We start from the raw sequence: 26230 nt of genomic DNA on the forward strand, positions 1-26230 counted from the left end.
GCGGGCCGCGTAGCCTCTGGCCCATGAGCGTGGGGGAGAGAACGGAGGTCGCGACCGCCGAGCCGGTGCGGCTGAGCGGGGTCGCGAAGGCATGGCGGACGGCCGTGACGGTTGCGCTGATCGGGCTCTTCTGCGCCGGCTCGCTCATCGGCAACGACCACTGGTGGCCGTTCAGCCCTTGGCGGATGTTCTCCACGTCGCAGGCCGCAACGGGATCGGTCTGGTCAACCGGTATCGAGGTCCGCACGGCCGACGCCCCAGCCGTGTGGATCCCGGCGCCCCTCAGCCCGGCGAACGTCGGGGTCAACCGGGCCGAGATCGAGGGCCGGATCCCTCAGATCAAGGCCGACCCTGCCCGCCTCGGCACCCTGGCAGAGAGCCACTCCAGGCTACGACCGAACTCCGCCGCCTGGTTGGGCCTGCGGGTCGTCGTGCACAAGATCGTCGTGGTGGACCGCAAGCCCACGGGTGAGGTCCAGACCGAGGTCCTGGCCGAGTGGTCGGCGTCATGAAGCGCCTGTCCGGGTGGTTGTTCGCGCCCATGCCCGTGGCCCGCGTCGCGGTCCTGCGCTGGCTCGTCTTCGCCTTCGTCATCATCGACGTCCTGCTGCTCCACACGTCGGGCTGGTACCACGGTTATGCCGACCCGGTCTGGTACGAACCGTTGGTCATGGGCAAGGTGCTGCACCTGCCCGCGGCCTCGGTGCTGCTCGTCCAGGGCCTCAAGTGGGGCTGCGTCCTGGCGGCTCTCGCGGCCATGACCGGCCGGGCGCCACGACTGCTCGGCTGGGCCGTCGCCGTGGGCTGGATCTGGTACCAGTACGTCGCCTTCAGCTACGGCAAGGTCGACCACGACCGCGCAGACTTCGTCGTCGCGCTCGCCCTGCTGCCGACCGTGGGCCTCGCGCACCTGTCGGACCGTCGCCGCTCCGAGGCCGCCGGCTTCGCGCTCCGGGCCGTGCAGATGGCTGCTGTCGCGACCTACTTCCTCTCCGCGTGGGCCAAGCTCCGCTTCGGCGGGGTGGAGTGGGTCAACTCGGCCACCATGGTGCGCGCCGTGGTGCGCCGCGGCACACCGTGGGCCGAGTGGCTCCTCGAGGTCCCGTGGACCCTGCACGCGGCTCAGTGGGGACTGATGATCGCCGAGATCACGGCTCCGGTGATCTTCCTGCTGTCGGAGAGGTGGCGACGACGTGCCGTCGCCGGCTGGTTCGTCTTCCATGCCATGACGTATGCCGCGATCACGATCGCGTTCTGGCCGCACCTCGTGATGATGCTCGCGTTCCTCCCGCTGGAGGAGTATGCGGACCGCCTGCGGGCGCGCTGGGGGAGGAGCCGCGCCGGCCGATGGTGGGTCGAGAGAAAGGTCGGAGGAGTCAGCTCGGGCGCTGAGCTGCCGGAAGCGAGCACGCCGGTGTCCCACCGGGCAGCCGGTGCCGGTTGAGCGCGACCCAGCGGTAGACCAGTCCGGCGAGGGCGTTGATGCCGGGGACGAGGATGACGGCGCCGAGCGGCTTGAACGGCGCACGGCCGGCCAGGAGGACTCGTGCGACGGCGTCCTGGGCCGAACTGACCCGCCCGGTGGACGACACCCACTGGAGTGCTTCGTCGCACTGCTCCGCCGTGAGGCCGAGCGCGTCGAGGTCTGCGTCCTGGTAGGCGCTCACGGCGAAATCGCCAGCCGTCCTGCGCACCCCCGTGGTGACGAACCGGGACAGCTTCGTGCAGACGCCGCAGTCACCGTCATAGATGAGTACCGAAGTGGCCATGACTCCAGTGTCGCACCGGTGAGCTGACCCTCGAACGCGGGCAGGCGGCATACCCTCCGCGCTTGCGAAACACACTTCTTACGCGCACGGGGAACGTGCAACATGGCTGTAACACAAGGCGGTGCGACGTGAAACGGGCCGATCGCAGACTCCTTCCCCATGAGCCCAACACTCCTCCCTCTCGCGGACACTCCCGCGATCGACGCATCGGCGACAGCCTTCGTCATCCTCTGCTCCTCCCTGGTGCTGCTGATGACGCCGGGCCTCGCCCTCTTCTACGGCGGCATGACGCGCGCCAAATCCGTCCTCAACATGATGATGATGTCGTTCGGCGCCATGGGCGTCGTCGGTGTCATCTACGTGCTGTGGGGCTACTCGATGTCCTTCGGCGGCGCCAACATCGGCGGCATCATCGGCAACCCCTTCGAGAACTTCGGCCTCAAGGGCGTCGTCGGTGACGCCACCGGCGCCACCCTGGACGCCAACGGCACGGCCGTCATCGACGTCTTCGGGTCCGGCGCCTGGATCCCCGAGGTCCTCTTCGTCGGGTTCCAGCTCACCTTCGCGATCATCACCGTCGCGCTCATCAGCGGTGCCATCGCCGACCGCGTGAAGTTCTCGACCTGGCTGGTCTTCAGCGCCTTCTGGGTGACCCTGGCCTACTTCCCGATCGCGCACATGGTGTGGGGCGGCGGACTGCTCAGCGGCTCCGCTGACGGCATCTCGGCCAAGATCTTCGGTGCGACCGACGGTGCGGCGAACGTCCTGCCCATCGACTTCGCGGGTGGAACCGTGGTCCACATCAACGCCGGTATGGCTGGCCTCGTGCTCGCCCTCATCGTCGGCAAGCGCCTCGGCTTCGGCAAGACCGCCATGCGCCCGCACAACGTGCCGCTCGTCATGCTCGGTGCCGGTCTGCTGTGGTTCGGTTGGTTCGGCTTCAACGCCGGCTCCGAGCTCGCCGCCGACGGTGTCGCCAGCCTCGTCTGGGTCAACACCACGGTCGCGACCTGCGCCGCGATCCTTGGATGGCTCGTCGTCGAGAAGCTGCGTGACGGTCACGCCACCTCGGTCGGTGCCGCGTCCGGTGTCGTCGCGGGTCTCGTTGCCATCACCCCGGCCTGTGGCGCCCTGTCGCCCGTTGGCTCGATCGTCCTCGGTGCCGTTGCTGGTGTCCTCGCGGCCCTCGCCGTCGGTCTGAAGTTCCGCTTCGGCTACGACGACTCCCTCGACGTCGTCGGCGTCCACCTCGTCGCTGGCATCTGGGGCACCGTCGGTGCCGGCCTCCTCGCGACCTCCGGTGGCCTGTTCTACGGTGACGGCCCGAAGCAGCTCGTGGTGCAGATTGTCATCGCGCTCGCCTCGATCATCGTCTCCGGAATCGTCACCGCCATCATCGGTCTGGCCCTCAAGCGCACGATGGGCTGGCGCATCTCCGACGACGACGAGGTTGCGGGCATCGACCAGTCCGAGCACGCTGAGTCCGGCTACGACCTGGTGTCCCGTGGTGGACGCCTGGGTACGACGTCGTCCGGCGCGCTGTCCCACGATGCCCGTCACCACGACGAGCTCACCTCCGAAGGAGTCAAGGCATGAAGCTCATCACCGCCATCATCAAGCCCCACCAGCTGGACGCGGTGAAGGAAGCTCTCGAGGCCTACGGCATCTCCGGCATGACGGTCAGCGAGGCGTCCGGCTATGGCCGCCAGCGCGGACACAGCGAGGTCTACCGCGGCGCTGAGTACAACGTCGACTTCGTGCCCAAGATCCGCGTCGAGGTCCTCGTGGATGACATGGACGCCTCCAGCGTCGCCGACGTCATCCTCAAGGCCGCCCAGACCGGTCGCATCGGCGACGGGAAGATCTGGACCGTGCCGGTCGAGGACGTCGTCCGCGTCCGCACCGGAGAACGCGGCTCCGAAGCCATCTGAGGCTCGCCTTGTGTGCCTGAGCGGGCCCGTACCGGGACCGCTCAGGCACACAAGGCAGGTTCGGTCAGGCAGGCACGACAGATCTAGGGGAGTGAACGCATGACGGACGTCACGGACGTTGCGGCTCGACGGCTCGACCTCGCGGGAACGCGGGCCTTCGAGACTGCCGGTTCGGGCGTGCAGCGCCGACTCCGGCTGGCGGAGTTCAACCGCGAGTGGTTGGACGGCGTCTGGCAGGAGGCGACGAAGGGACAGCGGGTCGAGGGTGTCGCCCTCGCCGCGGTGGGCAGCGTGGGCAGGGGAGACGCTGGACCGCTCTCGGACTACGACCTGGTCCTCCTGCACTACGGACGGACGCTCTCGACCGACGAGATCACCCGGCTCGCCGACCGCATCTGGTACCCGATCTGGGACGCCGGAGTGCGACTCGACCACAGCGTGCGGACCGTGAGCCAGTGCCGCACGGTCGCCGCCGAGGACCTCACCGCGGCCGTGGGGCTGCTCGACATCTCGGCTGTCGCGGGGGACGCCGAGGTCGTCGCAGCAGCTCGGGCCACGGTCAGTCACGACTGGCGCGCCAATGCCCGCAAGCGTCTGCCGCAGCTCACCGAGGCCATGGCCGTGCGCCACCACCGCCACGGGGACCTCGCCCAGTCCATCGAGCCCGAGCTCAAGGAGGCGCACGGCGGCCTGCGTGACATGACCGTCCTCGCCGCCCTCGCCGAGGCCTGGCTCGCCGACCGACCGCGAGGTGAGGTCGACACGGCATACGGGCTCCTTCTCGATGTGCGCGACGCCGTGCACGTCACCACCGGTCGCGGACGCGACCGCCTCGGACGTGAGGACCACGACGCCGTCGCCGCGCTCTTGGGCTACGACGACCCCGACGACCTGCTCGCCGACGTGTCCGACGCTGGCCGGGCCATCGCCTATGCCCTCGACGGAACCGTTCGGCGGGCCAGCCAGTCTCAGCGCGCTCGCGTCCTGCGCGTCGGTCCGCGGCGTCCGCAGATGACGCCCCTGGGCTACGGACTGTTCGAGAGCGACGGCGAGGTCGTCCTCGGGACCGGCCGGCTCATCGACAGCGACCCCCACCTGCCCCTGCGGGCGGCGGTGCTCGCGGCTCGGGCCAACCTCCCCATTGCACCGACGACCCTCGAGAACCTCGCGACGAAGTGCGCCGACCTGCCGACCCCGTGGTCGCCTTTGGCACGCGGCCTCTTCAGTGACCTGCTCGCCGCCGGCCCGGGTCTCGTCACCGTCTGGGAAGGGCTCGATCAGCAGGGCATCATCGAGCGCTGGCTGCCCGAGTGGGTTTCCGTGCGTTCGCGGCCGCAGCGCAATGCCGTGCACCGCCACACGGTCGACCGCCACCTCATCGAGACCGTCGTCCACGCGACGGGCCTGCTGCGCGGCGTTGGACGTGCGGACCTCCTGCTGCTCGCCGCCCTGCTCCACGACATCGGCAAGATCCCGGGCGCTCGCGACCACTCCGTGACGGGCGCGCCCATCGCCGAGACGGTCATGCGTCGCCTCGGCCACCCCGAGGCCGATGTCGAGGTCGTCGCGTCGCTCGTGCGCGAGCACCTCACGCTCATCGAGCTCGCGACCCGCCGCGACCACTCGGACCCGCGCACGATCGACGCCGCCCTGGCCGCAGTCGACGGCGAGGCCGACCAGTTCGAGCTGCTGCTGGCTCTCACCGAGGCCGATGCGGTGGCTGCTGGACCCAAGGCCTGGACCGACTGGCGGGCCGCGCTCCTGGGCCAGTTCGCCACAGCGGTGCGGGCGCGCCTGAGCCCTCCGACGCCGGCCGTCGGCCACTCGGAGCCGTCGCTCGTGCCGGATGACCTCATCAACACCCTCGCCACGGGGGAGCCCTACGTCGACGTCGTCTCCAACGGCGGCTCCTACCGGATCGACATCGCCGACCGCGACCGCCTGGGCCTCTTCGCCGACACGGCCGGGCTGCTCGCCGCCGAAGGGCTCGTGGTCCGCACGGCCGTGCTGCGCACTGTCGATGGGATCGCGGTCAACGAGTGGCACGTCGAGAGCCCGAGTGACACCGAGCCGGAGAAGGCCCGTCTCGTGCGCGGTCTCATGCGTCTGGCGACCGGTGACCGGGCGCCGTTGAGCCTGCTCGACCGGCGCCGTCAGTTCGCCACCCGTCCCAGTGGTTCGTCGACGATCGGGACGCCCGGTCAACCGCGGGCCCTCGTGGTGCCCGGTGCGAGCACGGACGCCACGGTCATCGAGGTGCGCGCCCACGATCGCCCCGGGCTGCTCCACGAGCTGGGAATGTGCTTCGCGAAGGCGGGAGTGTCGGTCCGGTCGGCGCACATTGCGACGTATGCCGGTCAGACCCTCGACACGTTCTACGTCTCGGACTTCTCGGGTCGCCCGCTCGACCCGGGCAAGGTCGCGCAGGTCGTCGCCGCCGTCATCGACACCTGCGACGGCACCGTTTGACCACGAAGTCAGTGGTGGTCCTGACTCCGGTTAACCTTGGGCGGTGTTCACGAGCCTCTCCGACCGCCTGACAGCGACCTTCAAGAACCTCCGTACCAAGGGGCGCTTGTCCGAGTCCGACGTCAACAAGACCGTCCGCGACATCCGCATGGCGCTTCTCGATGCCGACGTGGCCCTGCCCGTCGTCAAGGAGTTCACGTCGGCGGTCCGTGAGCGTGCGCTCGGCGCCGAGGTCTCCCAGTCGCTCAACCCGGCCCAGCAGATCGTCAAGATCGTCAACGAGGAGCTCGTCGACATCCTCGGCGGGCAGACCCGCACGATCCGCTTCGCCAAGACCGGCCCGACCGTCATCATGCTCGCGGGCCTCCAGGGCGCAGGCAAGACGACCCTCGCCGGCAAGCTCGCCCGCTGGCTCAAGGACCAGGGCCACACCCCGATCCTCGTCGCCGCCGACCTCCAGCGACCCAACGCCGTGACCCAGCTCCAGGTCGTCGGTGAGCGTGCCGGCGTCCCGGTCTTCGCTCCCGAGCAGGGCAACGTCGGCGGCCACGACGCCGTCGGCGGCACCGGCGAAGGCACCCGAAGCTTTGGTGACCCGGTCACGGTCTCGCGTGACGGCATACGCGAAGCAGTCAACAAGCACCACGACGTCGTCATCGTCGACACCGCCGGACGCCTCGCGGTCGACGCCGACCTGATGAAGCAGGCCGGAGACATCCGCGCCGCCATCAACCCCAACGAAGTCCTCTTCGTCATCGACGCGATGATCGGTCAGGCTGCTGTCGAGACCGCCGAGGCGTTCCTCGAGGGCGTCGACTTCACCGGTGTCGTCCTGTCCAAGCTCGACGGTGACGCCCGCGGTGGTGCGGCCCTGTCGGTCGCCAAGGTCACCGGCCGCCCGATCATGTTCGCCTCGACCGGCGAGGGCGTGAAGGACTTCGAGGTCTTCCACCCCGACCGCATGGCCTCGCGCATCCTCGACATGGGTGACGTCCTCACCCTCATCGAGCAGGCGGAGAAGGCGTTCGACCGTGGCCAGGCCGCCGAGATGGAGCGCAAGTTCCTCGCGGCCGAGGACTTCACGTTCGACGACTTCCTCCAGCAGATGTCGGCCATCAAGAAGATGGGCTCGCTCAAGTCGATGCTCAAGATGATGCCGGGCATGGGGCAGATGTCGGCACAGCTCGACAACCTCGACGAGCGTGAGTTCGACCGCGTCGAGGCGATGGTCCGCTCGATGACGCCGTTCGAGCGCAACCACCCCAAGCAGATCAACGGCTCCCGCCGCGCCCGCATCGCCGGCGGTTCAGGTGTCACCGTCTCCGAGGTCAACCAGCTGCTCGAGCGCTTCGGTGAGGCGCAGAAGATGATGAAGCAGCTCGCCCGCGGCGGCGGCATCCCCGGTATGCCGGGCATGGGCGGTGGCGGCGGCAAGAAGGCCCGTCAGCAGCAGCAACAGATCCGCGGCAAGAAGTCGAAGTCGGGCAACCCTGCCAAGCGGGCGGCCGACGCGCAGGCGGACGCCCAGCGCGCCGCGGCCAAGCCGGCTGGTGGTTCGTTCGGTGGCGGAGCCGGGGCAGATGCCGGCATCGATCCCGCGAACCTCGACCCGTCGCAGCTGCCCAAGGGCTTCGAGAAGTTCCTGGGCAAGTGAGCGCCGCGGCCGCGGACACCGGGCCGCTGCACACGCTGTCGGTCGGCACTGCCGGGCCGCGCGTCGCGTTCCTCCATGGCCTGTTCGGTCAGGGGCGCAACTGGTCGACGATCGCCAAGGCGCTGGCCGGTCCCGAGGGTGACCTCGCGCGATGCACGCTCGTCGACCTTCCCGACCACGGTCGCAGTCCGTGGACGGAAGAGTTCTCCTTCGCGGCGTATGCCGCGTCGGTCGCCTCCACGTTGCGCGCCATCGACCCGGGGCCGTGGATCGTCGTCGGCCACTCACTCGGTGGCAAGACCGCGATGGTGCTCGCCCTGACCGAGCCGGACCTCGTGTCACGGCTCGTCATCGTCGACATCGCGCCCAAGGGGTATGGCGACCTCGAACGCTTCAGTGGCTACATCGCCGAGATGCAGGCGCTGCCGCTGGGGGAGCTGTCGGACCGGGCGGATGCCGAGGCCCGCTTCGAGGAGTCGAATGCTGGGGTCAAGGCCTTCCTCCTGCAGAACCTCCGTCGCGAAGGCACGTCCTGGCGCTGGCAGGCCAACGTCGAGCTGTTTGCCGCTGATGCTGCGCGCGGGAGTGGGTCGGTCATCGCCGACTGGCCGCTGGCCGTGGGCTCGGTGGAGCCGTTCGCCGGTCCCGTCCTGTGGATCGCTGGCTCCGAGTCGAGCTACATCAAGGACGAGGACGGCGAGACGATGCGCGCCTTCTTCCCGCGGGTGCGCCAGGTGACCGTCAAGGGTGCGTCGCACTGGGTCCACACCGACGCCCCCGAGGTCGTCATCGAGGCCCTGCGCCGAGTCGTCGCTGCCTCTTCCTGAGTTCGCACCGCTCCTGCGCGTTGGGCAAACCCGGTCCATGCGGGGCCGAACGGGCGGACACTGGTGGCATGGCGGACAGCGATTCGGGGGCAAGGCCCGGGGTGGGCGCACTGTTCAACGCGGTCGCCGACGACTACGACCAGAGCGGAGTGGACTTCTTCGCGCCCATTGCTCAGGGGCTGGTCGACGAGCTCGCCCCGACCTCGGGCGAACGTGCTGTCGATTTGGGCTGTGGCCGTGGAGCGGCAACGGTGCTGCTCACCAGAGGCGTGGGTGCGACCGGATCCGTCGTGGGGCTGGACCTGAGCGAAGGAATGCTCGCCCACGCCCGGGCCGACCTTGACCGCCAGGGCCTGGTCGTCGATCTTCGGGTCGGCGATGCGTCGGAACCGGATCTGCCCACGGGCGAGTTCGACATCGTGGCCTCCTCGCTGGTCCTCTTCTTCCTCCCCGAACCACGTGTGGCGCTCGAGCGTTGGGTGCACCTGCTTGCCCCGGGAGGCCGGATCGGTCTGGCGACCTTCGGCGACCAGGACCCGGTGTGGGGCTCGGTTGATCGCGAGTTCAGGCCGTGGCTTCCGCCTGCGATGCGCGACCCGAGGGTGATGGGACCGCAGAGCCATTTCGGATCCGACGAGGGGATGGAGCAGCTCCTGTCGGATGCAGGCGCCACCGACGTGCGCACGAGGTCGGTGCGCCTCCCCGTTCGGTTCGGCACGGTGGAGCGGTGGGAGGCCTTCTCGCGTGGCACCGGCCAGCGGGCCATGTGGGCCAGCGTGCCGCCCGACGAGGTGGCGGGAGTGCGGGACCGTGCCGCCGCCCACCTCGAGGGGGCCCGGAACGGTCACGGTGAGATCGAGGTGTGGCAGGACATCCGCTACACCCTCGGCGGTCGACCTCATCCCTGACCCGAGACGGGGGCTCAGGCTCCCGGCATGATCGATGCGGCGAGCACGGCGCCGAGTTCGCGGCACGAGTCCAGCGCCGCCCGGTCAGGGGCTCCCATGACCTCAAGCGGTGGCGCGACGGCCTCCCAACCCAGGGCGGACGCGATGCTCGTGATGCCGCGCACCGCTCCTTCGAGCCCCTCGTTGCCGTGCACGTACGCGGCATACGGACGCTTGGTCGTGGCCGTGAGGCAGGGGTAGTAGATCTGGTCGAAGAAGTGCTTGAGCGCCCCCGACATGTAGCCGATGTTGGCGGGTGTGCCGAGCAAGCAGGCGTCGGCCTCGAGGACGTCCACGACAGCGGCCGTGAGCGCGGGACGGACGACGACGTCGACGCCCTCGATGTCCTCGTGCCGCGCGCCCTCGAGGACTGCCTCGAGCATGGCCTGCATGCCGGGAGACGGCGTGTGGTGGACGACGAGGAGCCGACGACGACCGGTGGAGGGGTCCATGGCCACAGAGTACGGATCGGCCGTGCTGGCCGTGGCTGCGAGTGGATCGGGGCGGGTGGATAGTGTCGGAGCCATGACGGCACCGGTGCTGCACCTGTTGGGCGAAGTCCTCGTCGGACTCGAGGACGTGAGACCCGAGGCCTGGGTCGTCGGGGGACGGCTGACCTTCGAACGGCCCACGGGGGCAGGCAACGACATCGAGACCCTGCGCGGCTGGTTCGTGCCCGGCATGGTCGACGCCCACTGCCATGTGGGACTTGACCGTCACGGCGCCGTGGACGACGAGACCGCGCTGGAGCAGGCCACGACCGACCGCGACAACGGGACGCTGCTCATCCGGGACGCCGGCTCGCCCGCGGACACGCGCTGGATCGACGCACGCGACGACCTCCCCAAGATCATCCGTGCCGGTCGCCACATCGCCCGCCCGAAGCGCTACATCCGCAACTTCGCCCACGAGGTCGAGCCCGAGCAGCTCGTCGAGCGGGTCCGTATCGAGGCGCGTGCCGGTGATGGCTGGGTCAAGCTCGTCGGCGACTGGATCGATCGCGACACCGGTGACCTCGAGCCCTGCTGGCCCCGCGACGTGCTCATCGAGGCGATCGCCGCCGCCCACGAGGAGGGCGCGCGCACCACGGCGCACTGCTTCGGTCCTGACTCCCTGCGCGACTTCGCGGCGGCCGGCACCGACTGCATCGAGCACGCCACCGGTCTCGAGCCCGACACCATCGATTCCTTTGCGGCACAGGGGATTGCGATCGTTCCCACCCTCGTCAACATCGCGACGTTCCCGGCCATCGCCGAGCCCGCCAAGGAGAAGTTCCCCGACTACCACCGGCGCATGCTTGACCTGCACGCACGACGTTACGAGACGTTCGGCGCGGCGCGAGAGGCCGGCATACCCATCTATCTCGGGACCGACGCGGGAGGTTCGATCGCCCACGGACTCGCGGCGCAGGAAGCCGTGGAACTGAGCAGGATCGGCTTCACCAACACCCAGGTCCTGGCTGCCGCTACCTGGGGCGCGCGCGAGTGGCTGGGACGTCCCGGCCTCGAGGAAGGCGCGGACGCTGACTTCCTCGTCCTCGACCGTGACCCGCGACACGACATCACCGCCCTGGGGGAGCCGAGCGCGATCGTCCTGCGAGGCGTGACGTACTGAGCCGCATCCACGATGCGAGATATAATGCGATGTTATTTGACGGATAACGTCTGACTATCAAAACTCCTAGGTGTCCGGTAGGAATTGCGGCCACCCTGGGTCCGCTCTACCGGGCCGTGAATGAAGGAGTTCTGTCATGAGTCGTCATCCCCGTCTCGCCCTGGCCGCCGTCGCGACCGCTGGTGCGCTGGTGATGTCGGCCTGTGCCGGCGGAGGCGCGAGCGACACGGCCGGTGCGGCCAAGGCCGAGGGCGCAGCGCCCGCCTCGACGAGCACGCTCAACCTCTTTGCGTATGCCGTGCCCAAGGTCGGTTTCGACAAGCTCATCCCGGCGTTCAACGCCACCGACGACGGCAAGGGCGTGACGTTCCAGCAGTCCTACGGCGCGTCGGGTGACCAGTCGCGCAAGGTCGCGGCCGGAGCCGAGGCCGACTTCGTCAACTTCTCGGTCGAGCCCGACATCACCCGCCTCGTGGACGCCGGCCTGGTGGCCGCGGACTGGAACGCGGGCGAGCACAAGGGCATCCCGTTCGGCTCCGTGGTGACGATCGTGACCCGCAAGGGCAACCCCAAGGGCATCAAGGACTGGGACGACCTGCTCAAGCCGGGTGTCGAGGTCGTCACGCCCAACCCGTTCAGCTCGGGTTCGGCCAAGTGGAACCTGCTCGCTCCCTACGCCGCCAAGAGCGACGGTGGCAAGAACGCCGCGGCCGGGCTCGCCTACATCGAGCAGCTGGTCACCGGGCACGTCAAGGTCCAGCCGAAGTCTGGTCGCGAGGCGACTGAGACGTTCCTCCAGGGAACGGGCGACGTGCTCCTGTCCTATGAGAACGAGGCGCTCTTCGCCGAGCGCAAGGGCGACCCGGTCGAGCACGTCACGCCACCCACGACGTTCAAGATCGAGAACCCCGTCGCGGTCCTGACCAAGGGCAAGAACGTCGAGAAGGCCACGAAGTTCCGTGACTTCCTGTACACCCCCGCGGCGCACGAAGCTGTGGGCGCAGGCAGGGTTCCGCCCGGTCGACCCGACGGTCGCGGCGGAGTTCGCCAAGGACTTCCCGGCCCCGACCAAGCTGTGGACGATCGACGACCTCGGTGGGTGGAAGACCGTCGACGGCACGCTCTTCCAGAAGGACACCGGCTCCATCGCGGTCATCTACGACAAGGCGACGTCCTGACATGACGGCAACCGTGACCGGCGGCAGGGACGACACCGACGTGTCGGCCCTGCCGCCGAGCGCGCAGCCACCGGAGTCAGACCCGGGTGCTGCCGAGAGTGAACCGTCACGCCCCGTTGGGCGCTCGCGGTTCGGTGTGGTCGGGCGACCGCTCGGGGTCGGCGTCGTGGGCCTGTGGCTCAGCGTCATGGTGCTGCTGCCGCTGGCCGCGCTCACGGTCACGTCCTTCGAGGAGGGCTGGGGCGGCTTCTGGGAGGCCGTCACCGCACCGGTTGCCCTCGCGTCGTTGCGCGTCACGATCGTGGCCGCCCTGGTCGTGGCCCTGATCAACGCGGTCATGGGCACGCTCATCGCGTGGGTGCTCGTGCGCGACGACTTCCCGGGCAAACGCATCGTCAACGCGCTCATCGACCTGCCGTTCGCGCTGCCGACGATTGTCGCGAGCATCGTGCTCCTGTCGCTCTACGGACCCAACAGCCCGGTGGGGATCCACCTCAACGCGACCCAACCCGGGCTCGTGGTGGCCCTGGCGTTCGTCACCCTGCCGTTCGTCGTCCGGTCGGTGCAGCCGGTGCTCATCGAGGCCGACCGAGAGGTCGAGGAGGCCTCCGCCTCGCTCGGCGCCTCGAGCTGGGTCACCTTCCGCCGCGTCGTCCTGCCGACCCTGCTGCCCGCGATCATCTCCGGCACGGGACTGGCGTTCGCGCGCGCCATCGGTGAGTACGGCTCCGTCGTCCTCATCGGCGGCAACATCCCGCGCGAGACCCAGGTGGCGTCCCAATACATCCAGCAGCAGATCGAGATCGACCGCCCGGTCAACGCGGCTGCGGTCTCGGTGGCCCTGTTGGCGATCGCCTTCCTCACGCTGGCGGTGCTGCGCTGGTTCGCCGGGCGTTCGCTGCGCCGTGAGGAGACCGCGTCATGAGCACCGCCACGCGCACCGGACCCTCGACCCGGACACCGGCCAAACTCGCCCTGCGCACCATCGCGCTGGCCTACCTCACGCTCCTCGTGGCGGTCCCGATCGTCCTCATCCTGTGGCGCACGTTCCAGCCCGGCATCGGCGAGTTCATCGACTCGATCAGGACACCCGCGGCCATCTCGGCGCTCAACCTCTCGGTCCTCATCGTCGCGATCGTCGTGCCGCTCAACGTGATCTTCGGTGTGAGCACGGCACTGGCCCTCGTGCGCGGACGGTTCCCCGGCAAGGGTCTGCTGCAAGCCGTCGTCGACCTGCCGTTCGCGGTCTCACCGATCGTCGTCGGAGTCGCCCTGATCCTGCTGTGGGGTTCCGGCGGCTGGTTCGGTGGCGTGGAGAGCCTCGGCTTCCAGGTGATCTTCGGCCTGCCGGGCATGGTCATCGCGACCCTGTTCGTGACCCTGCCCTTCGTCGTGCGTGAAGTCGAACCCGTCCTCCACGAGATCGGCACCGAGCAGGAGCAGGCGGCCTCGACCCTGGGCGCGAGCTCGTGGCAGACGTTCTGGCGCATCACCCTCCCGGCGATCCGGTGGGGCCTCACCTACGGCGTGGTGCTGACGATTGCCCGCGCCCTCGGTGAGTTCGGCGCCGTGATCATGGTCAGCTCCGGCTTCCCCGGCGTGTCACAGACCCTCACCCTGCTCGTGCACTCGCGCTACATCGACGACCACAACACCTACGGCGCGTATGCCGCCGCCACCCTTCTCATGGGCCTTGCCGTTGCGACGTTGCTCGGCATGACCCTGCTCGACCGCAAGAGGAGCACACGATGATCAGCGTCACCGGCGCCCGCAAGAACTACGGCGACTTCACCGCCCTCGACGACGTCTCGCTCGAGATCCCGGCCGGCAGCCTCACCGCCCTGCTGGGTCCGAGTGGCTCCGGCAAGTCGACCCTGCTGCGCGCCATCGCGGGTCTGGAGAGTCTCGACGGCGGACGGATCGTCATCAACGGAACGGACGTCACCGGCATACCCCCTCAGAAGCGGGGGATCGGCTTCGTCTTCCAGCACTACGCCGCGTTCAAGCACATGACGGTGCGCGACAACGTCGCCTTCGGGCTCACGATCCGCAAGCGCCCCAAGGCCGAGATCAAGCGCAAGGTCGACGACCTGCTCGAGATCGTCGGGCTCGACGGGTTCCAGCACCGCTACCCGGCCCAGCTCTCGGGTGGGCAGCGCCAGCGCATGGCCCTGGCCCGCGCCCTGGCCGTCGACCCCGAGGTGCTGCTCCTCGACGAGCCGTTCGGCGCCCTCGACGCCAAGGTGCGTGCGGACCTGCGGCAGTGGCTGCGCCGCCTGCACGACGAGGTCCACGTGACGACGGTGCTCGTCACCCACGACCAGGAGGAGGCGCTCGACGTCGCCGACCGCATCGCCGTCCTCAACAAGGGACAGATCGAGCAGATTGGTGACCCGATCTCCCTCTATGACCGTCCGGCGAACGACTTCGTCATGTCCTTCCTCGGATCGGTCGCGCGTCTCGGCGGACAGCTCGTGCGCCCTCACGACATCGCGCTGCACCGCACCCTCGAACGGGCGGTGCAGCTCGACGCCCGGGTCGGCGGATCGCCCGGCGTCATCGAGGCAGTCGTCGAGCGCGTCGTCCGGCTCGGCTTCGAGGTGCGGGTCGACCTGCGCGCCACCAGCGGCGAGCGGTTCGCGGCCCAGCTGACCCGGGCCGAGGCCGACGCTCTCGCACTCGCGGCCGGGGACACCGTCTTCGCGCACACCGTGAACGTCGTCAACCCCGCCGAGACCGAGCCCGCCCTCGCCATCTGACCCTGCCAAACACAAGTCCGCGCGAATGGTCGGCTTCTCGACCACCCGCGCGGACGTTGGCGTATGCCGCACCCTTGCGTCCGCGCGGACGGCTGGGTTTGCGACCATCCGGGCGGACGCAAGCCTGGGCGAGTCGCGCAAGACGTGACCTATTGGTCGAATGTAGCTCGGGTAGGTGAGAATGCGGGCGTGGACATCTCGGCGCGCACGGACTATGCAGTGCGGGCCATGCTCATCCTCGGCGAGGCCCAGCAGGCCGAGTCGGGCCCGGTGAGCGTCGAGACGTTGGCCCAGCGGCAGAGCCTGCCGCGCAAGTTCCTCGAGGAGATCGTGGCCGACCTGCGCACCGCCGGGCTCGTCACGAGCACTCGCGGAGCCCGCGGCGGCTACTCGCTGGCCCGACCTGCGACCGAGACGGTCCTCGGTGACGTCTTCCGTGCCGTCGACGGACCCCTCGCGGAGGTGAGGGGACTGCGTCCGCACGAGACGGCATACGAAGGTGTTGCCCTGCACCTGCCCCAGGTCTGGGTCGCCGTTCGCGCCGCCCTGCGGGCCGTCCTCGACACGACCTCGCTCGCCGACGTCCTCAGCGGCGAACTGCCCGACACCGTTCGCGAGCTCACCGCGAACCCCGACGCCTGGATCAACCGCGCATGACCGAACGCCCCGCCAAGAACGACCCAACCGACCCCAGCCTTCGGGTCCACGACCTCGGGCCGGGAGTCGACCCCGACGACCTCGCGACCCTGCTCCGGGTCCTCGACGAGCTGCCGACCCTCGACGGCGACCACCCCGACATCCAGGTCGTCAAGCGCGCGGTCGGGCGCATGTACAAGCAGGTCCGCAAGGCCCGCCGCCGCGAGGCCAAGCAGCCGCAGATCGACCACGACGAGGCGATCATCGCCCAGACGGCCACGGGCTCGCCCATGCGCATCGACGACGAGACCAAGGGGATTCTCCTCGAGGTCCCGCCCGTCGGGACCACTGTGGGGGAGTTGATCGAGCCGCGGGGCTGCTACATCTGCAAGGACGACTTCACGCTCGTTGACGCGTTCTACCACTGGCTCTGCCCGCCCTGCGCCGCCAAGAGCCACCTCAAGCGGGTCCAGCGCGCCGACCTCACCGGCAAGCGCGCCCTGCTCACCGGTGGCCGCGCCAAGATCGGCATGTACATCGCGCTCATGCTCCTGCGCGACGGAGCCCACCTGACGATCACCACGCGTTTCCCTCACGACGCCGCGAGAAGGTTTGCGGCACAGGAGGATTCGCACGAATGGATTGACCGGCTCAAGGTCGTCGGCATCGACCTGCGCGACCCGACCCAGGTCGTCGCGCTCGCCGACGAGGTCGCGTCAGCTGGCCCGCTCGACATCCTCATCAACAACGCAGCGCAGACGGTGCGCCGCTCGCCCGGGTCCTACTCGCACCTCGTCGATGGTGAGCAGGTGCCTCTCGAGAGCAACGTGCGCTACCCGGAGCTCGTGACGTTCGACCGGATCAGCGAGGCCCATCCCGCCAACCTGCTCGGCACACTCACCGGACACAAGGTCGCCCACCACGAGGGCGAGTCCGAGGAAGATGCTGCTCGCTCCCTGGCCCAGCGCACCGCCGCCTCGATGACCGAGATGGCCCTGACCGCAGGGCATGCGAGCCTCGAGGCCCACCTCGCCGGGACGGCCGTCGACGCCGGTGGCCTCCTGCCCGACACCCAGCGCAACAACAGCTGGACGCAGGTCGTGGACGAGGTCGACCCGCTCGAGCTCCTTGAGGTGCAGCTCTGCAACTCGACGGCTCCGTTCATCCTCATCTCGCGCCTTCGCCCGTCGATGCGCGCGGCGGTGCAGGCTGGCGCCCGCCGCGCCTACGTCGTCAACGTGTCGGCGATGGAGGGTCAGTTCTCCCGCAAGTACAAGGGCCCCGGCCACCCGCACACCAACATGGCCAAGGCCGCGCTCAACATGCTCACCCGCACGAGCTCGGGGGAGATGTTCGAGACCGACCGCATCCTCATGACCGCCGTCGACACCGGATGGATCACCGACGAGCGGCCGCACCACGAGAAGCTGCGGATGGCCGCCGAGGGCTGGCACGCGCCGCTCGACCTCGTTGACGGCGCGGCCCGCGTCTACGACCCGATCGTGCGCGGCGAGGCCGGCGAAGACCTCTACGGTGCCTTCGTCAAGGACTTCGAACCCAGTCCCTGGTGACAGAACGGGGTATGCCGCGTGGACGACTTCGCTGAGTGGGTCCGGGTCGCCTTCGGGCTGGGTGAGGGCCCGCTCGTCCGCACCGTCGGCGGCAGGGGCGCGGACGGCGACGTCTGGCACCTCCGGGTTCGGGATCGGGAGTATGCGGTCAAGCGCCCCTTTCGCGCCTTCGACCCGGCTGCAGTCCGGCACGAGGCTGCACTCCTCGAGCACCTCACCTCGGGCGGGGTCGAGGTGCCAACGCACGTCGCGTCGCCAGAGGGCCAGCTGGTCGTCGAGGTCCCGGACCACCTGGGCGGCGGCAACGCCCGCGTGAGCCATTGGGTGACCGGAACGTCCGTCACGGATCGCACGTCCGAGGTGGCCGAGCAGCTGGGAACCCTTCTGGCACAGCTGCATCGGGCCGCCCCGGCCACGTGGGACCGGCCCCGGAGCTGGCACACCGCGATGGTGCCGCCCGACGAGTGGGCCGAGCTGGTCAGGCGCTCATCCGGACAGCCATGGCACCAAGCCCTCGTCGCACGACACGACGACCTCACGGCATACGCCGAAGTCGTGGACCGGGCCGGTCCGGGGACGGGACCGTTCGTCCTCGGCCACTGCGACCTCCATCCCGACAACGCGCTGGCGGCGCCGGACGGCAGCCTGCGAGCCCTCGACTGGGAGGACTGCGGGCCGGTGGACCCGACCCGCGAACTCGCCAAGACCCTCGTCCAGTGGCACGTGCTCGGCGAGAGCGTCGACGACGACGCGATCACGAAAACCGTTGCGGCCTACCGAGACGCGGGTGGGCCCGGCTTGCTCGCAGACACACCGGACTTCGCCATGGTGCTGTGCAGCGAGACGAACTTCCTGGCCAACCAGGTCCGGCTCGCCCTCGATGTCAGTGCACCGGGGGAGCGGCGCGATCAGGCCCGCGGCGAGATCACCGAGGCGCTCGCCGACTACCTACCCAGCATCGCCGCACTCGAGCGCGTCCTGTCGGTCACGCGACCTGGTTGACGCGTTTGCGCAACGCGACGTAGCCAAGGCAGCTCAGCAGGACCACAGCCGCCGCGGCCGCGAACCAGGGGATCGCCTTGGCCCATGCGATGGCGTTCTCGTCGATCGGGACACCGTTCGACGTGCAGGTCGTGGGCACGTCAGAGCCACCGGAGCACGAGATGTCGTTGGGGCCAGCCGTGGCCAGGACCCAGCCGAGCCAGATCAGCCCTGCGGCCAGCGAGAGACCGAGGCCGGCGACGGCGGGCCAACCGTTGGGGCGACGCTCCGTCAGGATGATCGACAGGACGAGCAGCGCGATGGCGATCGGGAGCACGAAGATCCCGATCGTGAGCATCCCCATGAGGGCCAGGACCCCCGCCAAACCCGTGAGCATCCACAGGACGAACAGCCCCGTGGGTGCTGAGGTCGGACGCGCCATGACGGTCACACCAACCACGATAGGACCGGAACCCGCCCACGGACAGGAGCTCACGGCATACCCGGAAAAATGGGGGTATGCCGCACGCTCACCTTGCGCGGTTCGGACCACCTCGCGTGGTCTGGCAGAATGGTCGGCTGTACACCTTCTGGTTGGCGCTGATGTCGACCGGATGCCTACCCCGGGCCGTTCGGTACCCCGCGTGTTTGCTCCCGCGGTCTGGCCGTGCCCACAACCTGAAAGCGAGACCACACACGTGGCCGTCAAGATTCGTCTCAAGCGTATGGGCAAGATCCGTACCGCCATCTACCGCGTCGTCGTCATGGACTCGCGCACCAAGCGCGACGGTCGTGCGATCGAGGAGATCGGCAAGTACGACCCCAACCAGGAGCCGTCGCTCATCGAGATCGACATGGAGCGCGCGAACCACTGGCGTTCGCTCGGCGCCCAGCCGACCGAGGCAGTTGCTGCCCTCCTGAAGATCATGGACGAGGGCACCCTCAAGGTGGCCGAGCCCAAGCCCAAGAAGAAGGACCTCTACGAGGCCGCTCTCGCCGCTGCTGGCAAGACCGAGGGCGACGACGCCTCGGGCGCCACCACCGCCAAGAAGAAGGCTGCAGCCAAGAAGGCCGACGAGGCCAAGGCTGACGAGGCCCCCAAGGCCGAGGAGAAGGTCGAGGAGGCCCCCAAGGCTGACGAGGCTCCCAAGGCTGAGGAGACCACCGAGGCTGCTGCTCCCGCCGCCGCCGACCTCCCCAAGGGTGCGGCTGCCGCACTCGAGGGTGGCGCCGCTCCCGAGGGCTACACCATCAAGGGCAACGCCGACTCGATGAAGTTCCACGAGCCCGACGGCCAGTGGTTCGAGCAGACCGTCGCCGAGGTCTGGTTCAAGAACGCCGCTGACGCCGAGGCCGCTGGCTTCGTCAAGGCTGGGTCCTGACAATGCTCGAGGAGGCGCTGGAGCACCTCGTCACCGGGATCGTCGACCACAAGGACGACGTCGCGGTGCAGCGCAAGGAGCTCCGTCGCGGCGAGATCATCGAGGTCCGGGTTCACCCGGATGACCTTGGTCGCGTCATCGGCCGCTCCGGCCGCACCGCCAGCGCACTGCGCACGGTGTTGACCGCGCTCGCCGGTGGTCGCCCCGTCCGGATCGACATCGTCGACACCGACCGAGTGCGCTGAGCACGTTTCATCTCGAACGCGCCGTGTCCCGACAGGGGCGCGGCGCGTTCGTGCTTTCCCCGGCCTGAGAGGATCTGACCCATGCCCCGCAGCTCCAACGCCCTCCTCGTCGCCCGCATCGGCAAGCCCCACGGGCTTCGTGGTGAGGTGACGGTCCAGACCCACACCGATGACCCCGAGGCCCGCTACGTCCCCGGCACGGTGTTCGACACCGAGGCCCAGCCCGGGACCGGCGTGCCGCGCACCCTCACCGTGAGCACGGCACGCCTGCACCGGCAGATCTGGCTGCTCGGTTTCGCCGAGATCCCGGACCGCACCGGAGCCGAGTCGCTGCGGGGGACCCAGCTGTTCCTCGACCCCGACGAGGCCGACGAGGTCGAGAGCGACGAGGACGACGGCTTCTACGAACACGACCTCGTGGGCCTCGCCGTCCAGGACCCCTCGGGAGCCGTTCTTGGCGAGGTGACCGGCCTCGTCCTCGGCGCCGTGCAGGACCTGCTCGAGGTGCGACTCACCAACCGTCGCGACGTCCTGGTGCCGTTCGTCGAAGCGATCGTGACCGAGATCGACATCGAGGCAGGGCACGTCGTCGTCGACGCACCCGCGGGCCTCTTCGACCTCGACGAAGCCTGAGTCGTGGGCATCGCCATGCGCCTGGACGTCGTTTCGATCTTCCCCGAGTACCTCGCGCCCCTCGACCTGTCGCTCATCGGCAAGGCCCGGCGTGAGGGCCTGATCGACCTGAAGGTGCACGACCTCCGCGACTTCGCCCACGACAAGCACCGCACGGTTGACGACTCGCCCTATGGCGGGGGAGCGGGCATGGTCATGAAGCCCGGCCCGTGGAGTGAGGCGCTCGAACACGTTCTGGCACAGGAGGATTCGCCCTCTGGTGACGAGCCGCGCAAGGTCCCCACGCTCATCATCCCCGGCCCGGGTGGCGAGCCCTTCACCCAGCAGATCGCCCGCGAGCTCGCCGACGAGCCGTGGCTCGCGTTCGCCTGTGGTCGCTACGAGGGCATCGACGAGCGGGTCTACGAGTGGGCCGGCGAGCGCATGCCCGTCCGCGTCCTCTCGCTCGGTGACTACGTCCTCAACGGCGGTGAGGTCGCGGTCCTCGCCATGGTCGAAGCCGTTGCCCGCCTCCTGCCCGGTGTCATCGGCAACGCCGAGTCGCTGGTCGAGGAGTCCCACGAGGACGGCCTGCTCGAGTACCCCGTCTACACCAAGCCCGCCGAGTGGGACGGGCGCGCCGTGCCCGACGTGCTCCTCGGAGGCAACCACCGGGCCATCGCAGACTGGCGCCACGAGCAGCGGGTCCAGCGCACCGCCGAACGCCGCCCCGACCTCCTCCCTCCGACCGCGGCCGCATCTGCCCTGAGCGACCTCGAGGAGCGCGTCGCCACCCCCGCTGATGCCCCCGACCTCCAAGTCCTCACCCGGGCCTGCTGGGCGCCGGAGTTCGCCCGCTACGGCATGTTCGGTGCAGGCGAGGAAGACCTCGAAACGGTGCGGGACGGCATACAGGAATGGGACACGCGGGTCTGGCGCAAGGACGGACAGCTCCTCGCGTCCGTGCGGGTGCGGTCGCACCCGACCCAGGAGGCGACGTGGCAGATCGGTCGGCTCATGGTCGCGCCGTACCTCCAGGGCCGCGGTCTCGGTCGAGAACTTCTCGGGTATGCCGAGTCGCTGGCTTCCGAGGGCGTCCGCACCTTTTGGCTCAACACCGGTGCCAAGAGCACCGAGAACCTACGGATGTACAAGAAGGCGGGCTACAAGGTGCGCCCCGGCGAGGGCGAGTTCCCCGGCACGGTCGACCTCACCAAGCGTCAGGTGACGACTAGCCTGCCTGAGTGACTTCTCAGCCGCCGCCCGCGACCCAGCCCACTCTCGTTGATCTCCGACTCGAGCACGAACGGGTCCAGAAGCAGTTCCGCGTCGCCAAGATCGCAGCACTCTCTGTGCTGTTCGTCGTCGCGCTGATTCTCGGCGCGGTGTCCACCGCCATCACGCCGGGCCCGACCGGGCTCCTGATCGGCCTGCTCGTCTTCCTCGCTTTCGTCGGGCTCTTCCTGGGCCTCATCGCCCTGTCCGCCGCCAAGGAGCGTCGTCAGGCAGGTCCGGCCGGCAATGGTCCGTCGAGCTTTGGCCAGGTCGTGACGAGTGCTCCCGGTCCGCAGGTCTGGGAGGCGGTGAACGCGGCCCTGCAGTCGCAGAAGTTCGTCGCACCCGGTCGGCCCATCGACCCGCAGACCGTCGTCTCCACCCGGTCGCTCTCGATGGCGAGCTGGGGCGAGACGGTGACCATCCGGATCGTGGGAACCACGGATGGTCGCGGCCTCGTCACCGTCTGGTCGCGGCCGGCCTACCCGCTGCAGTGGCTCGACTACGGACGCAACCGCGGGTTCGCGAACGCCGTCCTCAACGCGATCCCCGGCGGCACCGCGGTCAGCTGATCACCGAGCGTATTTTCGCGATTCCCGGGACCTCGGGCGGGCTGCGGTTCTAAGATGTGCGACGCCACATGACGCCTTTGTGGTGGTCGAAGGTCGGATGAAGGCGCGCCTTCGCGAGGACTCAGGTCCCGACGCGAGGCGCCTGCATGGCCCCGTCAGCGCGGCCCCGTGCCCGCTCTTCCCACCCTCGCACTTCCCGCCCACTCGTCGGCCTTCGGTCAGGCCCGGGTGATTCCACTGCCGTGGGTGCTGCCACCCACGGGCAGTGTCCCCGTGCCCTCCACCGTTCCCATCGGAATCAGGGGATCTTCATGTCCATAGCTCGCACACCACTTCGGCAGGTGGCGCTCGCTGCCAGTGTCATCGCCCTCGCCACGACAGGTGCCGCGCCCACGTTCGCGGCATCGGTGGCCCAATCGAAGGCTGCGGTGCCATCGGCCGCCGCAACCAAGGCGGCGTCGAAGGTGCCGTCCCTGGTCAGCCAGCGCATCGCCAAGGTCACGGCGGCGGCTGGGAGCCGGCACTCGCTCGACGCCAAGGCGCAACGCTCCCTCAGCGACTCCACGCTCAGGGTCGATGGCCAGGGGCGGCTCGACCTCGAACTCCACGCGCTCACGACCCTCAAGGGTCGAGAGCGAGCGGACCTCAACAGACTCGGCGCATCGGTACGCAGCGGCTCCGACCAATGGGTGAAACCCGCCAAGGTGAAGTCCCTGCCCAACGCGGGGATCCTGCGCGCGCTCGTCCCCTACGACAAGGTCGACAGCGTCGCGGCGCTCCCGTGGGTGGCCGCGGTCCGACCGACGGAGATCTCGCCACCGGATGCCGGGTCGTTCCTCAGCGAGGGAGTGCCACTGCACCGGGCCGACGACACCCAGGCCATCGGGGTCGACGGCTCAGGCATCGACGTGGGCGTGATCTCCGACGGTGTCACGAGCATCGCCGCCGCACAGGCCCTGGGTGACCTGCCGGCGGGCGTCAACGTCCTCAACGCCGGAAGTGGTGACGAGGGCACCTCGATGCTCGAGATCGTCCACGACATGGCCCCCGGTGCCGGGCTGCTCTTCCACGGCACGGGTGGTGGTGTGGGCGCGCACGTGACGGCCCAGAACGCCCTGGCCGCAGCGGGCGTCGACATCATCACGGAGGACATCCCCTTCGACTCGGAGCCGGCCTTCCAGAAGGGTCTGGCCGCGACGAACGGCGAGACGCTCGCCGCTTCGGGTGTGTGGGTGAGCTCCTCGTCCGGCAACCTCAACAGCAGCCACGCACCGCGCGTTGCCGCGAACAGTACGGGGACGTTCCCCGACGGCGCGGCAGCGGCACCGGCCGGCTGCCCCGGCATCAACGCCAACTCGGTGGCCTTCAATGGTGCCGACACGACCTTCGACGTGAGCGTTGCCGCCGGTGCCTCGATCGGCGCGACCCTTCAGTGGAGCGAGCCGCGGGCGATCTTCCCGACCGCCGGCGCGGGTGGATTCACCAACCTCGACCTCTACATCCTTGACGCTGCCGGCGCCAACTGCGTCGCGTCCAGCACGGGCGCCCAAGGTGGTGGCAGCGGTGACACGATCGAGCAGGCCTCGTGGACCAACGGTGGCGCGGCCGCAGCGACGGTGAAGCTCGTCGTGAACCGCACTGGCGCAACGGGCGCCAAAGCAGTGCCGACGATCGACCTGCGGTGGCGCGGCAACGCCAACGCCGTGGACGCCCTCGGCAGCCCAGGGTCACTCAACCCGGACAGCAACTACACCGACTTCGCGACCTCCGCGGGCGCCGTCAACGCCGGGTCCAGCCAGGACCCGACGACCGTCGGGCTCGAGACCTTCAGCGGGCAGGGGCCGGTGACCCTCCTCGGGACGACGGTGTGCTCGACGAGCTACCCGTGTCCTGCTTCCGCCCCCGCAGGGCAGAACCAGAGCGTGGCCGGAGCAGCAGGCCGCACCGCCATCGCACCCACCTACACGGCCGCTGATGGCGTGTCGGTCAGTGGAGCGGGTGGCTTCGGAGCCGGAACCTGTCCGGCCGTCGCTCAGGGTGACTGCAGATTCTTCGGGACGTCGGCGGCAACCCCGTCGTCAGCCGGAGTTGCTGCTCTCGTGCTCGACGCGTCGGGAGGGCCAGGTTCTCTCACGGCCAGCGGCCTGACCTCGGTCCTCAACGCAAACGCCACGGACCGTGGCCCAGCCGGGGCGGACAACGCCTGGGGTTCGGGGGTCCTCGACGCCTACTCGGCGGCGACGAACCGGGCCGACCTGCGGGTGGCCAAGAACTGCCTCCCGAACGGCGATGCCGCAGCCGGTGCCGCCTACCCGTGCACCATCACGGTGACGAACGACGGTGCGGCAATTGCCCGGGCGGTCACGCTCAGTGACCAGGTCCTCGGCAGCGGCAGTTTCACCCTGGCGACCACGTCGGCCGGATGCACGGCTCCCGCCGGTGTCCAGACCGGATCCGCCCCGGCAACCTGCGCCCTCGGCGACCTCGCCTCGGGTGCCTCCGTCGTGGTGGTCATCAGCGAGCGGTCGGACGAACCGCAGGATCTCGCGGACACGGCCACCGTGAGCAGCGGGACGATCGACCCGAACCTCGGCAACAACGTCGCCTCCGACACGCTCCACTTCGTCGGGTCCGCCGACGTCAGCATCGTCAAGAGCGCGCCGCCGACAGCGACGAGCGGGGGGCAGATCACCTGGACGAGCACGGTGAGCAACACCGGCCCGTCGACGGCGACCAACGTGGTCGTTCGCGACGTCCTCCCGGCGGCCGTCACCGTCAACTCCGTGGCCGGCTCGGGCGGCGCATCGTGCACCGCCGGCGTTCCGGGTCAGGCGTCCCAGCCGACGACCTGCTCCTTCGGAAATCTCGCGTCCGGTGCGTCACGGTCGATGACGGTCGTGGCGACCATCGACCCCGGCTTCTCGGGGTTGATGCACAACGACGCCGTCGTCAGCGCGTCCACTCCGGACCCGGACATGTCGGGCAACACGGCGACGGTCTCCACGTCGGTGTCCGCCTCGGCGGACCTGTCGGTGACCAAGGTCGACACTCCTGACCCGGTCCTCGCCGGTCGGACCGTCACGTGGACCGTCGACGTCCGCAACAACGGCCCCTCGACCGCCACCCAGGTCAAGCTCGTCGACGCGCTTCCGGACGAGGTCACCTTCGTCTCGGCGTCGGCGACGGCTGGCACTGCGTCGTGTTCCTACCTCGCGGTTCCAGTCGACCCACCGGCTCACCGGGTCGACTGCAACCTCGGCACGATTGCCCCGACCGCCGGACCCACCACGGTGGTCATCCGCGGCCTGGTCAAGTCGGAGACACCGAGCGGGACCATCTCCAACACGGCGACGGTGTCGTCCGTGACGACCGATCCCGTGCCCGGGAACAACTCGGCCACCGCCCAGACGACGGTGAACAGGGCCGCCGACCTGAGCCTGGCGTTCACGGCCGACAAGGACGTCTACAAGCCGTCGTCGACCATCATCTACACGGCGACAGTGACCAACATCGGCCCCTCCGATGCCCAGACACCCAAGGTCACTGTGGCCCTGCCGCCGATCAAGGCCGCGGTCTACGTCTTCGACACGGCGTCGTGCGTCAAGGCAGGTCAGACGTTGACGTGCACGCGCCCGACGTCTCTGGTTTCCGGCGGCACGTGGTCGTTCAACGTCCACCTGCTCGTCAAGGGCAGCAAGGGAGTCGTGGACACGACGGCCACCGTCACCTCCGCGACGAGCGATCCGGTGGCGGGCAACAACTCCGTCACCCGCTCGGTGAAGATCGGCAAGTGATCACCTTCTCGGGG

The 26230-nt window shown here is 69.3% G+C and carries 25 protein-coding genes; 22 read left to right on the forward strand and 3 right to left on the reverse strand.

Translation table 11 applies throughout. The features are described 5' to 3' along the window. The first annotated feature begins 23 nt into the window (after positions 1–23). Together JNB_RS19240 and JNB_RS19245 are read left to right on the forward strand one after the other, a co-directional pair. The gene (locus JNB_RS19240) at positions 24–512 is read left to right on the forward strand and encodes a hypothetical protein (RefSeq protein ID WP_009778206.1); all 489 of its coding nucleotides are present in this window, start codon (positions 24–26) and stop codon (positions 510–512) included. After that, positions 509–1444, forward strand: a complete 936-nt coding sequence (locus JNB_RS19245) for an HTTM domain-containing protein (protein ID WP_148232522.1) — start codon at positions 509–511, stop codon at positions 1442–1444. Before JNB_RS19240 ends, JNB_RS19245 begins: the two co-directional genes overlap by 4 nt. Here the strand turns inward: JNB_RS19245 and JNB_RS19250 are convergent. Beyond that, entirely contained in the window at positions 1377–1769 is a 393-nt protein-coding gene (locus JNB_RS19250) for a thiol-disulfide oxidoreductase DCC family protein (protein ID WP_009778208.1), read from the reverse strand. The genes JNB_RS19245 and JNB_RS19250 overlap by 68 nt on opposite strands. Before the next feature lie 159 nt (positions 1770–1928). On the opposite strand from JNB_RS19250, the gene JNB_RS19255 reads away from it, so the two are divergent. The 6 genes from JNB_RS19255 to JNB_RS19280 all read left to right on the forward strand — a co-directional run bounded on the left by JNB_RS19255 (position 1929) and on the right by JNB_RS19280 (position 9558). Next, positions 1929–3365, forward strand: coding sequence for an ammonium transporter (locus JNB_RS19255; protein WP_009778209.1), 1437 nt, complete (start codon positions 1929–1931; stop codon positions 3363–3365). Continuing rightward, a complete protein-coding gene (locus tag JNB_RS19260) occupies positions 3362–3700 on the forward strand; it encodes a P-II family nitrogen regulator (RefSeq protein ID WP_009778210.1) in 339 nt (112 codons plus the stop codon). Before JNB_RS19255 ends, JNB_RS19260 begins: the two co-directional genes overlap by 4 nt. A 99-nt stretch (positions 3701–3799) precedes the next feature. Next, a complete protein-coding gene (locus JNB_RS19265; protein ID WP_009778211.1) occupies positions 3800–6169 on the forward strand; it encodes a [protein-PII] uridylyltransferase in 2370 nt (789 codons plus the stop codon). A 43-nt stretch (positions 6170–6212) separates the two neighbouring features. Beyond that, positions 6213–7823, forward strand: a complete 1611-nt coding sequence (ffh, locus tag JNB_RS19270) for a signal recognition particle protein (protein ID WP_009778212.1) — start codon at positions 6213–6215, stop codon at positions 7821–7823. Beyond that, positions 7820–8650, forward strand: a complete 831-nt coding sequence (locus tag JNB_RS19275; RefSeq protein WP_009778213.1) for an alpha/beta fold hydrolase — start codon at positions 7820–7822, stop codon at positions 8648–8650. The genes ffh and JNB_RS19275 overlap by 4 nt, the downstream gene beginning before the upstream one ends. 68 nt (positions 8651–8718) lie before the next feature. After that, complete coding sequence (locus JNB_RS19280) at positions 8719–9558, forward strand: class I SAM-dependent methyltransferase (protein ID WP_083784541.1); 840 nt, start codon at positions 8719–8721, stop codon at positions 9556–9558. A gap of 14 nt (positions 9559–9572) precedes the next feature. Here the strand turns inward: JNB_RS19280 and JNB_RS19285 are convergent, their stop codons facing one another. Next, a complete protein-coding gene (locus JNB_RS19285; protein ID WP_009778215.1) occupies positions 9573–10049 on the reverse strand; it encodes a flavodoxin family protein in 477 nt (158 codons plus the stop codon). A gap of 73 nt (positions 10050–10122) precedes the next feature. Between JNB_RS19285 and JNB_RS19290 the strand changes: the two genes are divergently transcribed. The 8 genes from JNB_RS19290 (at position 10123) to JNB_RS19325 (ending at position 18357) form a co-directional block, all read left to right on the forward strand. Then, entirely contained in the window at positions 10123–11211 is a 1089-nt protein-coding gene (locus JNB_RS19290; RefSeq protein WP_009778216.1) for an amidohydrolase family protein, read from the forward strand. A gap of 136 nt (positions 11212–11347) precedes the next feature. Then, positions 11348–12394: an extracellular solute-binding protein gene (locus JNB_RS19295; RefSeq protein WP_009778217.1), complete on the forward strand. Its 1047-nt coding sequence runs from the start codon at positions 11348–11350 to the stop codon at positions 12392–12394. After that, positions 12391–13314 carry a sulfate ABC transporter permease subunit CysT gene (gene cysT, locus JNB_RS19300; RefSeq protein WP_009778219.1) on the forward strand — a complete coding sequence of 308 codons (924 nt, stop codon included), beginning with the start codon at positions 12391–12393 and terminating at the stop codon, positions 13312–13314. Before JNB_RS19295 ends, cysT begins: the two co-directional genes overlap by 4 nt. Beyond that, positions 13311–14141 (forward strand): sulfate ABC transporter permease subunit CysW, encoded by an 831-nt coding sequence (gene cysW, locus JNB_RS19305; RefSeq protein ID WP_009778220.1) that lies wholly within the window; start codon positions 13311–13313, stop codon positions 14139–14141. The genes cysT and cysW overlap by 4 nt, the downstream gene beginning before the upstream one ends. Continuing rightward, complete coding sequence (locus JNB_RS19310) at positions 14138–15148, forward strand: sulfate/molybdate ABC transporter ATP-binding protein (protein ID WP_009778221.1); 1011 nt, start codon at positions 14138–14140, stop codon at positions 15146–15148. The genes cysW and JNB_RS19310 overlap by 4 nt, the downstream gene beginning before the upstream one ends. A 189-nt stretch (positions 15149–15337) precedes the next feature. Next, positions 15338–15805 carry an Rrf2 family transcriptional regulator gene (locus JNB_RS19315; RefSeq protein WP_009778223.1) on the forward strand — a complete coding sequence of 156 codons (468 nt, stop codon included), beginning with the start codon at positions 15338–15340 and terminating at the stop codon, positions 15803–15805. After that, positions 15802–17355 (forward strand): SDR family NAD(P)-dependent oxidoreductase, encoded by a 1554-nt coding sequence (locus tag JNB_RS19320; protein ID WP_009778224.1) that lies wholly within the window; start codon positions 15802–15804, stop codon positions 17353–17355. Before JNB_RS19315 ends, JNB_RS19320 begins: the two co-directional genes overlap by 4 nt. Before the next feature lie 18 nt (positions 17356–17373). Beyond that, on the forward strand, positions 17374–18357 hold the full coding sequence (locus JNB_RS19325) for a phosphotransferase enzyme family protein (protein ID WP_009778225.1): 984 nt from the start codon (positions 17374–17376) through the stop codon (positions 18355–18357). Here the strand turns inward: JNB_RS19325 and JNB_RS19330 are convergent. Beyond that, on the reverse strand, positions 18341–18787 hold the full coding sequence (locus tag JNB_RS19330; protein ID WP_040883996.1) for a hypothetical protein: 447 nt from the start codon (positions 18785–18787) through the stop codon (positions 18341–18343). The genes JNB_RS19325 and JNB_RS19330 overlap by 17 nt on opposite strands. A 163-nt stretch (positions 18788–18950) precedes the next feature. Between JNB_RS19330 and rpsP the strand changes: the two genes are divergently transcribed. The 6 genes from rpsP to JNB_RS19360 all read left to right on the forward strand — a co-directional run bounded on the left by rpsP (position 18951) and on the right by JNB_RS19360 (position 26216). Beyond that, the gene (gene rpsP / locus JNB_RS22325; protein WP_371177693.1) at positions 18951–19718 is read left to right on the forward strand and encodes a 30S ribosomal protein S16; all 768 of its coding nucleotides are present in this window, start codon (positions 18951–18953) and stop codon (positions 19716–19718) included. A gap of 2 nt (positions 19719–19720) precedes the next feature. Further along, complete coding sequence (locus JNB_RS19340; RefSeq protein WP_009778228.1) at positions 19721–19963, forward strand: RNA-binding protein; 243 nt, start codon at positions 19721–19723, stop codon at positions 19961–19963. Positions 19964–20044: 81 nt separating this feature from the next. Continuing rightward, the gene (rimM, locus tag JNB_RS19345; protein WP_009778229.1) at positions 20045–20596 is read left to right on the forward strand and encodes a ribosome maturation factor RimM; all 552 of its coding nucleotides are present in this window, start codon (positions 20045–20047) and stop codon (positions 20594–20596) included. 15 nt (positions 20597–20611) lie between these two features. After that, entirely contained in the window at positions 20612–21823 is a 1212-nt protein-coding gene (gene trmD, locus JNB_RS19350) for a tRNA (guanosine(37)-N1)-methyltransferase TrmD (protein WP_040885281.1), read from the forward strand. Further along, entirely contained in the window at positions 21820–22422 is a 603-nt protein-coding gene (locus JNB_RS19355) for a hypothetical protein (protein WP_009778231.1), read from the forward strand. Before trmD ends, JNB_RS19355 begins: the two co-directional genes overlap by 4 nt. Positions 22423–22733: 311 nt before the next feature. Then, entirely contained in the window at positions 22734–26216 is a 3483-nt protein-coding gene (locus tag JNB_RS19360; RefSeq protein ID WP_083784542.1) for a DUF11 domain-containing protein, read from the forward strand. The last annotated feature ends 14 nt before the right edge of the window (positions 26217–26230 follow it).

The organism is Janibacter sp. HTCC2649, from assembly GCF_000152705.1.
Classification (GTDB): Bacteria; Actinomycetota; Actinomycetes; order Actinomycetales; family Dermatophilaceae; genus Knoellia.

Coding starts and splice junctions, on each gene's coding strand:
- JNB_RS19280 (WP_083784541.1), top strand. CDS start 8,719: ATGGCGGACAGCGATTCGGGGGCAAGGCCCGGGGTGGGCGCACTGTTC.
- cysW (WP_009778220.1), top strand. CDS start 13,311: ATGAGCACCGCCACGCGCACCGGACCCTCGACCCGGACACCGGCCAAA.
- cysT (WP_009778219.1), top strand. CDS start 12,391: ATGACGGCAACCGTGACCGGCGGCAGGGACGACACCGACGTGTCGGCC.
- JNB_RS19310 (WP_009778221.1), top strand. CDS start 14,138: ATGATCAGCGTCACCGGCGCCCGCAAGAACTACGGCGACTTCACCGCC.
- trmD (WP_040885281.1), top strand. CDS start 20,612: ATGCGCCTGGACGTCGTTTCGATCTTCCCCGAGTACCTCGCGCCCCTC.
- JNB_RS19250 (WP_009778208.1), bottom strand. CDS start 1,769: ATGGCCACTTCGGTACTCATCTATGACGGTGACTGCGGCGTCTGCACG.
- JNB_RS19360 (WP_083784542.1), top strand. CDS start 22,734: ATGTCCATAGCTCGCACACCACTTCGGCAGGTGGCGCTCGCTGCCAGT.
- rimM (WP_009778229.1), top strand. CDS start 20,045: ATGCCCCGCAGCTCCAACGCCCTCCTCGTCGCCCGCATCGGCAAGCCC.
- JNB_RS19285 (WP_009778215.1), bottom strand. CDS start 10,049: ATGGACCCCTCCACCGGTCGTCGTCGGCTCCTCGTCGTCCACCACACG.
- JNB_RS19295 (WP_009778217.1), top strand. CDS start 11,348: ATGAGTCGTCATCCCCGTCTCGCCCTGGCCGCCGTCGCGACCGCTGGT.
- JNB_RS19320 (WP_009778224.1), top strand. CDS start 15,802: ATGACCGAACGCCCCGCCAAGAACGACCCAACCGACCCCAGCCTTCGG.
- JNB_RS19290 (WP_009778216.1), top strand. CDS start 10,123: ATGACGGCACCGGTGCTGCACCTGTTGGGCGAAGTCCTCGTCGGACTC.
- JNB_RS19245 (WP_148232522.1), top strand. CDS start 509: ATGAAGCGCCTGTCCGGGTGGTTGTTCGCGCCCATGCCCGTGGCCCGC.
- JNB_RS19265 (WP_009778211.1), top strand. CDS start 3,800: ATGACGGACGTCACGGACGTTGCGGCTCGACGGCTCGACCTCGCGGGA.
- JNB_RS19340 (WP_009778228.1), top strand. CDS start 19,721: ATGCTCGAGGAGGCGCTGGAGCACCTCGTCACCGGGATCGTCGACCAC.
- JNB_RS19255 (WP_009778209.1), top strand. CDS start 1,929: ATGAGCCCAACACTCCTCCCTCTCGCGGACACTCCCGCGATCGACGCA.
- rpsP (WP_371177693.1), top strand. CDS start 18,951: ATGCCTACCCCGGGCCGTTCGGTACCCCGCGTGTTTGCTCCCGCGGTC.
- JNB_RS19240 (WP_009778206.1), top strand. CDS start 24: ATGAGCGTGGGGGAGAGAACGGAGGTCGCGACCGCCGAGCCGGTGCGG.
- JNB_RS19260 (WP_009778210.1), top strand. CDS start 3,362: ATGAAGCTCATCACCGCCATCATCAAGCCCCACCAGCTGGACGCGGTG.